Annotated in this window: 17 protein-coding genes and 1 riboswitch; of the genes, 7 read left to right on the top strand and 10 right to left on the bottom strand. The window is 36.3% G+C overall.

Features of this window, described 5'->3' with window-relative positions; all coding sequences use genetic code 11:
* Window positions 1-186: 186 nt before the first annotated feature.
* Complete coding sequence (locus JML65_RS00995; protein WP_047485430.1) at window positions 187-375, bottom strand: hypothetical protein; 189 nt, start codon at window positions 373-375, stop codon at window positions 187-189.
* A 116-nt stretch (window positions 376-491) separates the two neighbouring features.
* Window positions 492-848, bottom strand: coding sequence for an arsenate reductase family protein (locus JML65_RS01000; RefSeq protein ID WP_047485432.1), 357 nt, complete (start codon window positions 846-848; stop codon window positions 492-494).
* A 120-nt stretch (window positions 849-968) separates the two neighbouring features.
* Here JML65_RS01000 and JML65_RS01005 point away from each other — a divergent pair, with 120 nt between their 5' ends.
* The 5 genes from JML65_RS01005 (at window position 969) to JML65_RS01025 (ending at window position 5924) form a co-directional block, all read left to right on the top strand.
* Window positions 969-1436, top strand: a complete 468-nt coding sequence (locus tag JML65_RS01005; protein ID WP_047485434.1) for an acyl-CoA thioesterase — start codon at window positions 969-971, stop codon at window positions 1434-1436.
* A gap of 89 nt (window positions 1437-1525) precedes the next feature.
* Window positions 1526-2362, top strand: a complete 837-nt coding sequence (locus tag JML65_RS01010; protein ID WP_202269649.1) for a GLPGLI family protein — start codon at window positions 1526-1528, stop codon at window positions 2360-2362.
* A 69-nt stretch (window positions 2363-2431) separates the two neighbouring features.
* A riboswitch (Fluoride riboswitch) is annotated at window positions 2432-2499 on the top strand.
* A gap of 30 nt (window positions 2500-2529) precedes the next feature.
* Window positions 2530-3837 (top strand): voltage-gated chloride channel family protein, encoded by a 1308-nt coding sequence (locus JML65_RS01015; protein WP_202269650.1) that lies wholly within the window; start codon window positions 2530-2532, stop codon window positions 3835-3837.
* Between the two features lie 130 nt (window positions 3838-3967).
* Complete coding sequence (locus tag JML65_RS01020; protein ID WP_202269651.1) at window positions 3968-4846, top strand: LysR substrate-binding domain-containing protein; 879 nt, start codon at window positions 3968-3970, stop codon at window positions 4844-4846.
* 142 nt (window positions 4847-4988) lie between these two features.
* The gene (locus JML65_RS01025) at window positions 4989-5924 is read left to right on the top strand and encodes a YeiH family protein (protein WP_084086021.1); all 936 of its coding nucleotides are present in this window, start codon (window positions 4989-4991) and stop codon (window positions 5922-5924) included.
* 93 nt (window positions 5925-6017) lie between these two features.
* Here the strand turns inward: JML65_RS01025 and JML65_RS01030 are convergent, their stop codons facing one another.
* The 8 genes from JML65_RS01030 to JML65_RS01065 all read right to left on the bottom strand — a co-directional run bounded on the left by JML65_RS01030 (window position 6018) and on the right by JML65_RS01065 (window position 12361).
* On the bottom strand, window positions 6018-6203 hold the full coding sequence (locus JML65_RS01030; protein ID WP_047485441.1) for a hypothetical protein: 186 nt from the start codon (window positions 6201-6203) through the stop codon (window positions 6018-6020).
* Window positions 6204-6430: 227 nt separating this feature from the next.
* Entirely contained in the window at window positions 6431-7672 is a 1242-nt protein-coding gene (locus JML65_RS01035; RefSeq protein ID WP_202269652.1) for an MFS transporter, read from the bottom strand.
* A gap of 73 nt (window positions 7673-7745) precedes the next feature.
* On the bottom strand, window positions 7746-9311 hold the full coding sequence (gene rny / locus JML65_RS01040) for a ribonuclease Y (RefSeq protein WP_047485450.1): 1566 nt from the start codon (window positions 9309-9311) through the stop codon (window positions 7746-7748).
* A gap of 230 nt (window positions 9312-9541) precedes the next feature.
* Complete coding sequence (locus JML65_RS01045) at window positions 9542-9829, bottom strand: cell division protein ZapA (RefSeq protein ID WP_047485454.1); 288 nt, start codon at window positions 9827-9829, stop codon at window positions 9542-9544.
* On the bottom strand, window positions 9829-10131 hold the full coding sequence (locus JML65_RS01050; RefSeq protein ID WP_047485456.1) for a hypothetical protein: 303 nt from the start codon (window positions 10129-10131) through the stop codon (window positions 9829-9831). Before JML65_RS01050 ends, JML65_RS01045 begins: the two co-directional genes overlap by 1 nt.
* 139 nt (window positions 10132-10270) lie before the next feature.
* Window positions 10271-11053 carry a porin family protein gene (locus JML65_RS01055; protein ID WP_047485458.1) on the bottom strand — a complete coding sequence of 261 codons (783 nt, stop codon included), beginning with the start codon at window positions 11051-11053 and terminating at the stop codon, window positions 10271-10273.
* 3 nt (window positions 11054-11056) lie between these two features.
* On the bottom strand, window positions 11057-11788 hold the full coding sequence (gene ubiE / locus JML65_RS01060) for a bifunctional demethylmenaquinone methyltransferase/2-methoxy-6-polyprenyl-1,4-benzoquinol methylase UbiE (protein WP_047485460.1): 732 nt from the start codon (window positions 11786-11788) through the stop codon (window positions 11057-11059).
* A gap of 3 nt (window positions 11789-11791) precedes the next feature.
* Window positions 11792-12361, bottom strand: a complete 570-nt coding sequence (locus JML65_RS01065) for a hypothetical protein (RefSeq protein ID WP_047485462.1) — start codon at window positions 12359-12361, stop codon at window positions 11792-11794.
* Window positions 12362-12462: 101 nt separating this feature from the next.
* Between JML65_RS01065 and JML65_RS01070 the strand changes: the two genes are divergently transcribed.
* Window positions 12463-13530, top strand: a complete 1068-nt coding sequence (locus tag JML65_RS01070; RefSeq protein WP_084086026.1) for a 3-oxoacyl-ACP synthase III family protein — start codon at window positions 12463-12465, stop codon at window positions 13528-13530.
* A gap of 74 nt (window positions 13531-13604) precedes the next feature.
* Window positions 13605-14810, top strand: coding sequence for a metallophosphoesterase (locus tag JML65_RS01075; RefSeq protein WP_202269653.1), 1206 nt, complete (start codon window positions 13605-13607; stop codon window positions 14808-14810).
* The last annotated feature ends 66 nt before the right edge of the window (window positions 14811-14876 follow it).

The following is a 14876-nucleotide window of genomic DNA, read 5'->3' on the forward strand; positions in this document are numbered from 1 at the left end:
AATCAATTATGAATCAAATTCAAATTATCAATATAAAAAATCACAATAAAATAATAAAACACAAATAAAAAATAATATAAAAAATCATAATGGATAATTTTTTTAATCACCCTACTGATAGAAACTTCTATTTACTTTCAAATTCATTAAAAAAAAGAGGTTGTATTTTCTACAACCTCTTTTTTTTTAATAGCAAATACAGCAAATCTTTCTGTCCGGGCTACAGGCGTCACCTACTCCCGGTGTATTGGAAATGACACCCCCTGCTGGTCCACATAAGGTATAGCAGTTAACAATAAGAGGTCTTGCTCCTCCATCAATCTTCTTTAATGCTGACCTGTTAAGACTTTTCATTTTTAAAAAACTTGTTTTCATGATTTTATTTTTTAGTCATCATAAAGATAAGTATTTAATAATTAAGTATTTAAAAATAAATCACAAAATATGGATAAGAAAATTACTTCTTCAGCAAAGGAAAACAGACAGTATTTTTATGCATGGGTTCCAAAGAACTCATGCAAAGCTTCCACATTTTTCTTATCATTCCCTACAAAAATTTCTTTATCAGTAAGGAAAACCGGTCTTTTTAAGAATGTATAATGATCCAGCAACAGTTCCTTATAATCTTTTTCAGTTAAAGACTTCACATCCAGCCCTCTCAATTTGATCTGAGTAGACTTTTTGCTGAACAATGCTTCATAAGACTTTGTTTTCTTATGCATCTCTGCAAGCTCTTCTTCTGTAATCGGTTCTTTTTTGATCTCTCGAAGCTCCCAGCCTGTAAGGTCAAACTGTGCTAATATTTTTCTGCAGGTATCGCAGGTATTGAGATGAAATACTTTTTTCATTGTTGTTTATGAATCTTAAATTAATAAAAATTCTCGTCTGTAAGAATTTAGTCTTTCAAAAGTAGGATTTAATCTAAAAATTTGAAAATTATTAAATAACTTTATTCAAATTTTATAAAGATGCAGAACAAACCTATTACATTTCAGTTTATTTCAGAGCCTTCGGATGTTAATTACGGAGGAAACGTACATGGCGGAAGCGTTATGAAATGGATTGATCAGGCTGGTTATGCATGTGCTACTACCTGGAGCGGAAATTACTCCGTAACAGTGTATGTGGGTGGCATTCGTTTTTATGACCCTATTAAAATAGGTGAGGTAGTAAAAGTAGATGCACAGGTCATCTTTACCGGAACTTCCAGCATGCATATCTCGATCAATGTTTTTTCACGAAATCTGAAACAGCCAACATTTGAAAAAAAGACCCATTGTATCATTGTCTTTGTTGCGGTGGATGAAAACGGAAAAAAACTCCCTGTTCCCAAATGGATTCCTGAAACCGAAGAGGAGAAACAACAGGAGAAGTATGCCAAGCGCCTGATGGAACTGAGAACACAGATTGAGGATGAGATGAAACCTTTTCTGTGAATACGGGATAAAAAGCTAGATAATGAGCAAGTATAAAAAATTTGCTATTTAGATTAATATCATACAACATCATTTTTAATATACATAGTATGAGAAATATTTTCACATTATCTGCTTTACTGCTTATCATTTTATGCCCGTCCCAGATACATCGATTTATCTATGAAATGCAATACAAGATGGATTCTACAGAAAATGGGCTTGAAAAACTGAATATGATCCTGGATATTGGCTCCAAAGAAGTGAAGTTTTATGGGCAAAATCTGGCCATTACGGATTCTTTGAATAAAAAATTCGGAATGAATTCTGACTATACAGACATGTCCGGCCAAGTGATAAAAAGGAGAATCAACTCTTTTGATAATGAAAATTACATCAATATCAAACAAGGGTATTATTCTTTTAAAACAATGGATAAAATCAATTGGACTATTTCTGATGAAATTAAAAAATCTGAAAATTATATTTTGCAAAAAGCAAGTACAAGATTCGGGGGAAGAAGCTGGACGGCATGGTTTTGTAAGGATATTCCTTTTAATGAAGGCCCATTTAAGTTTCGCGGACTTCCAGGCTTAATTTTTGAGCTCTCCGATGCAGGGAAAAATTTCATCTATACTCTTGTCAGAAGCCAGGTACTTCCAGATTCCTATTCCACTGAAAACTTTGTAGAATCTAACTTTGGAAATAAAGCAGTCCCTATCAACGAAAAACAAAAGCATAAGCTAATGATAGAGTTTTACAATGATCCTTTTGCTTTTGAAAGAAATACTTTCAGCAAAACAAATAGTGATTTAAAGATTAATATTAATGGAAAAGAGATCCATAGTGTTGATGAACTCAATACTCAGACCAAAAGTATGCAGGAAGTGATTAGAAGGTACAACAATCCTCTTGAAATTGATAAAGCTGTTCATTATAAAGAATAATAAAATTTAAAACTTCTTTAATTCTTTTCAGTTTTTTTGAAAAACAGATTCTTCTTTTTATATTTGTATCATCAAAAAGGAAATGGTGTTCTTCCTTCCCCAACCGCTCCACAAAAGCTGATGACGCCTGATTGAAAGATTATTAACAATAACTGATCAGGATTATTATGTCAAAAAATCAAAGAACACTTGCTAAAAAAGCAGTTTTTCACACCCATCTTTTCTTCAGAAAATTTCCGGCACTGCCCTATATTTTAAAATGGCTGTTGATCAGTATTATTATCGGTATTTTGGCAGGAACCGCTTCAGCAGGATTTTTACAGTCATTGGAATGGGTCACCCGTTTTAGGGAAAACCATCTTTGGATGATCGCTCTACTCCCTGTTGCCGGTTTTCTGATTGGGCTTTTATATTATTATTGGGGGAAAGATGTTGAAGCAGGAAATAATATTCTGATCGATAATATTCTGGATCCGAAAGAAATTATCCCTTTTAAAATGGCTCCCTTTGTTTATCTTGGAACAATGGTCACTCATTTATTCGGAGGTTCTGCCGGCCGTGAAGGGACCGCTCTTCAGATGGCTGCGGCTCTTGCGGATCAACTTAGCAAGCCTTTTAAACTTGATCGAAATGAAAGAAGAGTATTACTGATTGCTGCCATTGCCGCAGGTTTTGGGTCTGTTTTCGGAACCCCGCTGGCTGGTGCCGTCTTTGGACTTGAAGTATTTCTTATCGGAAAAATACGTTACAATGCTATTTTTCCAGCTTTTGCTTCGGCTATACTGGCAGACTGGACAACCAATTTATGGAACGTTAAGCATACTCATTATCATATTGATTTTATTCCTAAATTAGAATTTTTGCCCATTTTATACAGTATTCTGGCTGGAATAGCTTTCGGAATCTGTGCTGCAGGCTTTAGCAGAATAATCCATTGGGCAGGAGCTTTTTTCAAATCAAGAATTCAGTATCCGCCATTTCGCCCGGTAGCCGGAGGTATCATAATAGCTTTGGCTGTTTTTGCGCTGGGTAGCACAAGATATATCGGACTCGGTGTTCCTGTCATTGTAGAGTCTTTTCAACAACAACTTCCCTTATATGATTTTGCCTTGAAAATGATCTTTACGATCGTTACCCTCTCCGCAGGATTCAAAGGAGGTGAGGTCACTCCACTGTTCTTCATAGGAGCCACACTGGGAAGCGCTTTATCTCTATTTATTCCGCTTCCATTTGGATTATTGGCAGGAATGGGCTTCGTAGCTGTATTTGCCGGAGCCACCAATACCCCTCTTGCCTGTATGCTAATGGGAATTGAATTGTTCGGAGCTGAATCTGGTGTGTATGTAGCGATTGCCTGTATTGTTTCTTATCTTCTTTCGGGGCATAACAGTATTTACAGTAAACAAAAAATAGGAGCTGCTAAAAACAGAAGATATGAAAGCCAACAGGATAAATCTATTTCGGACTTTTTATAGGAGACTGTTTGTGTAATGTATAGTGTAATAAAATAATACTGTTATACTACCCCGCTAAAATTCCAGACTCTAAAACTCAAATAACAGCTGCTATTTCTTAACTTATAAGTATAATTCTTACCTTTGCAGCATGTTCGATTACAGGTTAAAAGTTTTTCATACTGTGGCTTCAAGACTAAGCTTTACCAAAGCTTCGGAGGAGCTTCATATTTCTCAACCGGCTGTCACAAAACACATCAAAGAAATTGAAAATCAACTGTCTGCAAAATTATTTGACCGTAAAGGAACTTCTATACAACTGACACAAAGCGGAAATATCCTGTATGAATATGCTGAAAAGATCAGAGGACTTTATCGGGATCTTGAATTTGAAATCAGCCAGGTCAATCAGCAGCACAAAGGAAAACTGATCATTGGAGCAAGTACAACCGTTGCCCAGTATATCCTTCCGGAAATTTTAGCAAAATTCAATGCTTATTATAAAGATATTAAGATTGAACTTCTTACGGGGAATACTGAAGCTATCTCTGCTCTTTTAAAAGATGAAAAAATAGATCTTGGCATTATTGAAGGAGAATCCCAATCTTCTTACTTTGATTATAAATCTTTTAAAGCTGATGAAATTGTGCTGGCTGCAAAAACCAATCATTCATTAGCCCACAAAACACTGAATATAAAAGACCTGTACTCTATCAATCTGATTTTTAGAGAACAAGGTTCAGGAACACTTGAATTCATTCAAAACAGACTTCGAGATAACGGAGTCAATATCAATGAATTAAACACTGTTATTCAGCTGGGAAGCAGCGAAAGTATCAAAAACTACCTCCTCCATTCAGACTGTATGGCTTTTCTCTCCATCAGCACGATCCTTACCGAACTGAAAAACAATATTTTAACTGTCGTAGACATTAAAAATTTCAGTATTGAAAGGGATTTTCACTTCATTCTTCCAAAAGGGGAACAATCTGAGCTGATAGAGCTTTTTTTAAGGTTTACGGAATTATAATGTACAATGTATAAAGTACAATGTAGAATGTCCTTTGGGGTATTATTTAAGTTATAACCTGTAGTTATTCAAGATAACAAAATACGATTTACTTTGTAATACTATATTGCCGAATTTTGAAACATAATTTAAAGTTCGCAATATGAAAGATTTCATTCAACATGAAACAATACGCAAAATCGTTTTTATCATACTGGCTGTATTATGCCTTACTCCACTGATCTCCTCTCCTATAGCTCTGGCGTTAGGATTTTTACTGGCTGTTTTTATCGGAAACCCTTTTGAAAAACATCTTCATCAATATATTCATCTACTATTGCAAATTTCCATTGTAGGCCTGGGATTTGGATTAAAATTGGATGAAGCTTTACATGCAGGAAAAACAGGGTTAGTGTTAACAGTAGTGAGCATTCTAACCGTGATGATTCTAGGATATTTTTTAGGGAGATTATTCAAACTTGAAAGACCGCTATCCTATCTTATTTCTGCAGGAACCGCCATTTGTGGAGGGAGTGCTATTGCAGCTGTTTCTCCTATTATTAAACCCAGCACAAAACAGATTTCCCTGGCTTTAGCTATTGTTTTCACGTTGAATTCTATTGCTTTATTCGTATACCCGGCTATTGGACATCTGCTTCATCTCTCTCAGGAACAGTTTGGTCTGTGGTGTGCCGTGGGAATCCATGATACCAGTTCTGTAGTAGGTGCCGCCAGTAAATATGGCGATGAAGCTTTAAAAATTGCAACCACTGTAAAGCTGGCAAGAGCATTGTGGATCATTCCCGTTTCCCTGATCACGATGTTTATCTTTAAAAATAAAGAATCAAAAATAAAAATCCCTTGGTTTATCGGGTATTTCATCCTTGCTATTCTGTTGAATACTTATTTTCCTTTTATGGACCGTTTCAGCAGTGAGATCACCACCTTTGCAAAATCAGGATTGAATCTGACATTATTTTTTATAGGCTCCAGCCTTTCTATTCAAACATTGAAAACAATAGGGATTAAACCTTTAGTGACGGCGGTACTTCTTTGGATCACCATCAGTATAGGCAGCCTTCTTTATATTATTCAGTAAAAGCAGCGGGACCCTTTTGAAATCAAAAGGGTCCCGCCTGTTAAATGTGGAAATGTTTATTTCAGTTGAATAGTATCTTAAATAACCAATCGGTTAGCAAGTCATCACCTGTGGGCATCCAATTAGCTCAACACAGTATTTAGGGCCTGTTACAGCTCCCGTACAACTGCATCCGCAAAGTGAAGCATCCGGAGTTCCAATTCCGGAACCTCCAATACCACCTGTAATATTCTTCAGATCTTCTTTTCTTAATTTTTTAGCATTTTTAATAATGTTCATGTGATTTGATTTTGATTAAACAATATAATTTAGTTGCCTCCCAAAGTTAAACAAATATTAATTATTCGCAACATAATTTAATATATTTTTAACTAATACATTGATTTAAACCCAATTAAACTACTAAAAAACAGAGATTTTATTTTATTAATTATTAAACAGAAAATAAATCACCCTTTATTATTGTCCCTATAAGAGAAAAAGTTCTCTTGATCCGGGTTTCAATTCTATTCTGTGAATTCAAGATCTTTATCATGGGTTTCTGAGATCGTAAGTGCAGAGTAAAAGGCAAGTCCAAATACAATCACTCCCACGATAGCGGCACTCCCAATTACAGAAAAATAAGCTTTCAGGGAATCAAAAGCCAGAATCATGACAGGAACCAACCCTCTTACCATATTCGGAACCGTAGTGGTTGCTGTATTTCGGATATTGGTTCCGAACTGTTCTGCTGCCAATGTCACAAACATTGCCCAATACCCCGTTCCAAGGCCCAGCCATATGCAAAACAGATAATATTTTGTTTCAGTATTGGTATTTCCAAACAACATAATTGCGGCTCCAATCAGAGTAAAAATCAACATATAAAATATGGCCATTTTACGGGATTTTAATGCATGAGAAATAAAACCACTCATCAGATCACCGACAGAAATCCCTACATAAGCCCACATGATTGCTTTTCCGGGATTAAGATCCTTAATTCCAAATTCAGGAGCAAACTGATTGGCTAAAACCGCCAGAATACCTATGCAATACCACGTGGGTAAGCCTACGGCAATGCATTTTAAATACCTTATCAAACGGTCTTTATGGGTAAAGAAGGAAAGGAAATCTCCTTTGGAGACACTTTTATGTTCAATATTTTTATAAATTCCGGATTCTGAGACGCTTATTCTAAGCACTAATAACAAGATTCCCATAACTCCACCAATGATGTAAGAGATATTCCATCCCCCTGATAATTCTACGGTCAGCTGAGCAACTACCGCACCCATTAATCCAAATCCGGCAACAACGGATGTCCCAATCGCCCTTAAACTCTTCGGCAGGCTTTCAGAAACAAGGGTAATTCCGGCTCCAAGCTCTCCGGCGAGGCCAATCCCCGCAATGAACCTTAATCCAGCATATTGATACACTAAATGTTCTTTTGGAAAATAAGGCAGAAAACCACATGCTATATTTGCTATAGAATACACCAGAATAGAGCCGAAAAGTACAGAAAGCCGTCCTTTTTTATCTCCAAAAATACCCCAGAAGACGCCTCCAATCAGAAGTCCTACCATCTGGCAGTTGAGAATAAAAGTACCGTCAGCATCAGGATTGAGCCCTAAAGCCTTCAGGCTGGGAATCCTTACAATCCCAAATAAAAGGAGGTCATAGATATCTACAAAATAGCCTAGGGCAGAAATAATAACAGGAATAGAGAAAATGTACTTCATTTTTGAAGACAGGGACAGTTCTTGCATTTTTAAATTTTGATAAAAATAAAAAACCTTTCAATTTCTTGAAAGGTTTTTATATAATATCTTAATCCGATTATTATCTTGCAATATTCACAGCTCTCGTCTCTCTGATTACTGTTACTTTTACCTGACCTGGATAAGTAAGTTCGTTCTGGATCTTTTCAGAAATATCGTAAGATAGCTGAGAAGCAATTTCGTCATTTACTTTTCCGCTCTCTACCATTACTCTTAGCTCTCTACCTGCCTGGATTGCATAAGCACTGGACACTCCGTCAAAGCTTAATGCAGCAGATTCAAGGTCTTTCAGTCTCTGGATATAAGATTCCAATACCTGTCTTCTTGCTCCCGGTCTTGCTCCTGAAATAGCATCGGCTACCTGAATGATCGGAGATAATAATGATTTCATTTCAATCTCGTCGTGGTGAGCACCAATAGCATTCACTACTTCCGGATTTTCACCATATTTCTCAGCCCATTGCATTCCTAATAAAGCGTGAGGAAGTTCAGACTCCTGCTCAGGTACTTTACCGATATCGTGTAACAGACCAGCTCTCTTAGCTAATTTTACATTTAATCCCAGCTCAGCAGCCATAGTTGCAGCAATGTTCGCTACCTCTCTTGAGTGCTGTAACAGGTTTTGTCCGTAAGAAGAACGGTACTTCATTCTCCCCACAATTTTAATCAATTCAGGGTGCAATCCGTGGATTCCCAAATCAATAATTGTTCTTTTTCCTACTTCAATGATCTCCTCTTCAATTTGTTTTCTTGTTTTTTCTACTACTTCTTCAATTCTTGCAGGGTGGATTCTACCATCTGTAACCAATCTGTGAAGTGATAGTCTTGCGATTTCTCTTCTTACAGGATCAAAACATGAAAGAAGAATGGCTTCCGGAGTATCATCAACAATAATTTCTACTCCTGTAATCGCTTCCAAAGCACGGATATTTCTACCCTCTCTACCGATAATTCTACCTTTTACCTCATCAGATTCAATATTGAAAACTGATACTGAGTTTTCGATAGCCTGTTCTGTTCCGATTCTCTGAATCGTCTGAATAACAATCTTTCTGGCTTCATTCTTAGCATTCAGCTGAGCTTCTTCCATAATACCCTGAACGTGAGCCTGAGCTCTGGTTTTAGCTTCAGCTTTCATGGTTTCTACCAATTCTGCTTTGGCTTCATCTGCGGTATAATTAGAAATTTTTTCAAGAACTTCAACCTTTTTAGCGGTAGCAGTATCCAATTCCTGTTGTTTTCTTTCTAAAACTTCATTTTTCTTAGAATAATCAGCAATCTGCTTATCTAAGTCTTTTTCAAGTTTTCCTACCTTGCTAAGTTCGTCATTCAGTTTGTGTTCTTTGTCTTTTGTTCTTTTTTCTACTTCCTGCATTTTCTTTTCGCGAGACTGAATGTCAGCATCATGCTGAGACTTCAATTCCAGGAATTTTTCTTTTGCCTGAAGGTTCTTTTCTTTCTTTATGGATTCAGCTTGTACATTAGCTTTTTCTATAAGGTTTTCGGCATTTTTATTGGCATCATCGATGATGAATTTTGCTTTAGTATTCAGTGAGCTTTTGGAAAAAAACATTCCAACGACAGCCCCGATTACTAAACAAACAACGCCGACTATAACTTCTATCATAATTTATATTGAGTTTTAATTGTATTTATATTTTTCAATAAAAAAAGCCCACAATAATCCAGGGATTGAGAGTAAACTCCTAATCAACACGATTTGAACTGATTTCCACTATCTGTAATCCGGGAATCCGGCACGCCATTTAATGGACATTCGTTCGGCAATTGCTTAGCGTTGAGTTTACCTTTAATGTGTTAGAATTATTGTAGGCAGTCTTTTTCAGGAAAAAAAATCTATTTCCCGATTTCATTCAACGATTGATTAATCTGTGCTAACCTCTCGTTGGTAGAATTAATATTTTTTTCGTAGTTAACAGAAACTACTTCTGCATTGGTTCCCAGTTTAAGGGCACACATGGCTAAAGCATCCTGTTTATCTCTTACGTCAAAGTTTTGTTCAAAATCTTTAATCATATTCTCTATCTGCTTCCCTACTTTACGCAACGTTTCTTCTTCTGCTGCGGGTACGTTCAGCGGATATACTCTTCCTGCAATGTTTACGGTTATTCTCCTTACCTCCATTATAATCCACTGTTTTGAAGCTGTGCAATACAGAAATCTATTTCTTTCACCAATCTGTTGATATGATTTTTCATTAACCTATTGTGTTCAGGATTTCCTGATATTGCTGAATAAAGTTTTATATTTTTTTGTTCTTCTGCTAATACCTGATTTCTTCGTCTTTCCTCATCATATTTCACTTTCAGTTCTTCATGCTCAACACTTAGTTCTGATAAACTTTCAGTAAGATTTTTATAATTCTTTTGTAGAGCCAAAATCTTTTTTTCTAATTCTGAAAAATTGTTTTCTAAATCTTGAAGCATTTCAGGTTTGTATATTCTAACTAGAAGCAAAAATAAAAAAATAATAACACTAACAAAAATAAAAAGCCTTATATTTTGGTATACCCACAAAAAAGGAGATGCTAAAGCACCTCCTTTGTATTTTTAATATGAATTTTTCTTATTCAAATTTCAGAACAAACATGATTGCTCTTGTCTGTAATGTAGAAACTGCGGACGCCCAGTAAGGAGGTGTATTGGCATTATCAGCTACTTTTTCGTTATTCATGAAAAATGTTCCTCTAATGGCAGGAGTCAGTTTAAATTTGTTGAAATAAAACTGGATTCCCATTTCAGCAGACCATGCAAAGTTGTGCGTGGTAGATCTGAAAATTCCCTGCATATTATCATCCGTAGAAGCTGCATTAGACTGAAGATTTACGATATAGTTTACCCCAGCTGCAACGTAAGGCCTTGAATTGTACCATCTTTGCCCATGAAGTTCCAAAAGCACGGGAACATCAATCAATGTAGATTTGATTTCTCTCACTTTATCTTTATCCTGCAAAGGGAACGGCATGAAAGGAGGATTGGTTAAAGATCCACCTGCATAGATGTCATTAGATTGAGTATTAAAAGTCAACTGTCTTTGTGCAAACTGTAAACCTGGTTCTATTCTCACGTCCAGATAGTCGTTCAGTCTCCATTTTGCAATAAGCCCGGCACCGAAACTGTAGCTTTCTTTAGAAGTCACAAGATTCTGATTATCGTTCATCCCATATCTTGGGTGCAATACGATGCGGTAGTCCAGTCTATTCCCGTTCAAATAAAAACCCCAACTGAATTTCTGCTCGTCGAAGTCTTCCAACTTGTCCATTCTGTTTCGGGTTCTAAATTGCGCGTCTGCAAAAACGGCAACATTTACTGAGGCTAAAACCAGTGCTCTTAATAAAAATTTATTCATAGGTTACTTTGTTGCTTTATAAATTGTGGCTATACCTAAACTTAGTTTTTTATATTCTACTTTCTTAAATCCCGTATCTAAAAGAATTTGCTTCATCTTCTCCCCGAAAGGAAAAGCATTTACAGAATCCGGAAGGTATGTGTATGCCCTATTATCTTTGGAAACCATTCTGCCAATGGCAGGTAATATATTTTTAAAATAAAACATATACAGTGGTCCCATCAACCCCTCAACCTTTGAAAACTCCAGTATATAAACACTTTTGTTATCCTTAACTACTCTTCTTAACTCTGCTAAACCTTTGGTAAGATTTTCAAAATTCCTTACTCCAAATGCAACGGAAACAGCATCAAATCTATTGTCCTCGAAAGGTAAATTTTCCGCATCTCCTTTTTGCATGGAAATTTTGCCGTCTAATTTAAGTTTTTTTATTTTAATAACGCCAACATTCAGCATTTGTTGTGATAAATCTAAACCAACTACTTTTGAGCCGGTTCCTTTTTCGATGGTAATAGCCAGGTCTCCCGTTCCTGTAGCCACATCCAGCACTTCCTGCGGGTTATCATTTTTCATCCATTTTACCAGTTTATTTCTCCATAAAACATCAATTTTCATGGATAAAACACGGTTTAAAAGGTCGTACTTCGGTGCAATATTGTCGAACATATCCTCTACCTGGCTCTTCTTAGTAGCCTCTGAATTGTAGGGAGTAACTTTGGTGATATCTTTTGTCAAAACTTAAAACTTGTAATATTCTTTATAATAATTTAGGTAATCCTGCTTTCTGAAGATTTTGGATCTTGATTCCACTTTCTGGATATTTTTGATCACTTTATCGTAATCTTCATCCACATTGTAATAAAAATCTTCAGTGTAAAGCTTATTGAAGCGCTTTGCTCCTCCGAAATAATCTTTTCCGTCAATTTTAGTCTTATCAAGCGCTAAAAGTAACGAATCTTTTTTAAGGTTATATCCGTAGTACTGATCGTTAACATAATAATCCTGGTGGGAAATGTTAATCAAACCACGAAGTTTGTTTACTTCAAATGCTGAATCGTAAAGCATTTTTTTATTCTGATCGAAAACCTGAATAGAGTTTTTTCCCTTATTCAAATCCACATGCACATACTGCCCCGCTGAGATGATTCCTTCAGAACCGTTATTGATTTTAAAGTAATACGTATTGGGGGTAGGATTATCTACAACATAATAATTCTTCTTGGCTAAAAAAAGGAAGTAGATCCCAAAGGCAACGATAAACGCCACAGCTGCAATGAGTAAGCCTTTTAAGGACGAGTTGTTTTTCATAGATTGTAAAGTACAATTTTTGCAAATTTAATAATATTTTTAATTCTCCGTTATTAATATTAATTATTAACTTTGCATCTTTAAAAAAATCATATAAACGAATGCCGAATACGATCATTATTGGCTCTGGATCTTACATTCCGAACAGAGTTATTGGTAGAGATTACTTCATGAATTCTGAGTTCTACACAGAGGATGGGGTAAAGATAGAAAAGCCTGTGGAAGAAACTATTGCGAAGTTTGTAGAAATTACAGAAATAGAAAACAGGAGATTCATTGAGGACGGTCTTTCCAATTCACAGATCGGTTATGAAGCCGCAAAAATTGCCCTTGAAGACGCAAAAGTAGACGGCGAAGAACTGGATTATATTATTTACGCGAGCAATTTTGGAGAGGTTACCGAGAATGGATATGCTGATTTCATGCCTACTATGGCTGCAAGAGTAAAGAATAAACTAGGCATAAAAAACAGAAAATGCGTAACATACGATATGCTTTTCGGGTGCCCGGGATGGGTAGAAGCAATGATTTTAGCAGATAATTTAATTAAAGCTAAAGTTGCAAAAACCATTTTAGTAATCGGAGGAGAAACTCTAAGCCGTGTTACAGATCCACACGACAGAAACAGAATGATCTTCGCTGACGGTGCCGGAGCAGTCGTGGTAAAAGCTACCGATAACGAAAATGTAGGAATTATTGCCCACAATACAATCTGTGACAATGGCCCTGAATTAAATTATCTTGAGAATGCACCTTCTATCAACAAAGAAGTAGATCAAAGACGTCTTTATGTAAGAATGCTGGGAAGAAAAATCTACGAGTACGCTCTTAAAAACGTACCTGTTGCGATTAAAGATACAATTACAGATGCAGGACTTTCTATTGAAGATATAGATAAAATCCTTATCCACCAGGCCAATGCCAAAATGGATTATGCTATGATTGAAAGACTTCACAGGCTTTATGACATCAAAGAATACGATCATTCAATCTCTCCAATGACAATTCAGGATTTTGGAAATACCTCTGTAGCAACCATTCCAACCATGTATGATTTAATAATTAAAGGAAAAATGGATGGTCAATCGTTTAAAGAGAATGGGAATGTTGTGATGACTTCGGTAGGTGCCGGAATGAACATCAATGCTCTCGTTTACAGATTTCCTTAAAAGATAATTTTTAACATAAAAATATAAAAAGCACAAAGGAAGTCTTCTTTTGTGCTTTTTTTGAAAACAGACTTATGCAAAAGAACTTTTTAATCATTGCCGGAATTTTCCTGTTTCTGGAAATTTACATCTATCAGGCCATAAGAACTCTGACCGATAATTTTTGGTTAAGAACTGGATATTGGGTAATATCATTACTTATTTATGGAGTTTTCGCTTATGAAGTAACTCATTATCAGAGATCGGACCGCAGTACGATAAGACCTCAAATTATGATTTCATTATTTTTGATATTTATCTTTCCGAAAATTTTCGTGGTTTTATTTTTATTAATTGATGATTTATTCAGAATAGGGGGCTACTTTGTAAATATGATAGGCTCTAAGGAAACATTCTTCCCGGAAAGAAGGAAATTTCTGAGTCTTGTAGGTCTGGGAATGGGAGGTGTTCTCTCAGCCCTTTTCATAGATGGAATTACTTTTGGCAAGTATCGCCATACCGTAAGAAGAGTTAAGGTAAAGTTCGCCAATCTTCCAAAGAGCTTCAAAGGATATAAGATCATTCAGATTTCTGATGTTCATAGCGGAAGTTTCTCTGATCCGGACAAATTGAAGCATGCAGTAGATCTTATCAATGAACAGAAGCCCGATTTGGTTTTATTCACAGGAGATATGGTGAATAATGTAGCTGATGAATTCAAACCTTTCATCCCTCTTTTTTCAAAAATAAAGGCTAAAGACGGCAAGTTTGCAGTCCTTGGAAACCATGATTACGGTGATTACGTAAGCTGGACTTCTCCGGATGCCAAAAAGAAAAATCTTGATATGCTGATCGACTATGAGAAGCAGGCAGGTTTTGATATGCTGAGAAATGAAAACAGGGTTATTGAAAAAAACGGAGAAAAACTGTACATCCTGGGCGTTGAAAACTGGGGACTGAAACCATTTCCACAATTCGGAAAAATCGATGACGCTTTAAAAGGAGTTCCGGAATCCGCTACAAAGATTTTAATGAGCCATGACCCTACCCATTTTGATTATGTGGTAAAAAAACACCCCGCAGACATCCACCTGACCCTTTCAGGACATACACATGGGATGCAGTTTGGGTTGGATCTAAAGAATATAAAATGGTCACCGGTTCAGTACCGTTATCCAAAATGGGCAGATTTATATGAAAGTGAAGGTAAATTCCTGTATGTCAACAGGGGCTTTGGAGTGCTTGGATATCCAGGAAGAGTGGGTGTACTGCCTGAGATCACTCTTTTTGAATTGAGTTAGTGGGAATGGAGTGAGAGAGCTGGAGCGTTTGAGAGCGAAAAGGTTTGAGCATGCAGAAGCAGCGTT

Origin of the sequence: Chryseobacterium sp. KMC2 (assembly GCF_016756935.1) — a bacterium.
GTDB classification, from domain to species: Bacteria; Bacteroidota; Bacteroidia; order Flavobacteriales; family Weeksellaceae; genus Chryseobacterium; species Chryseobacterium rhizosphaerae.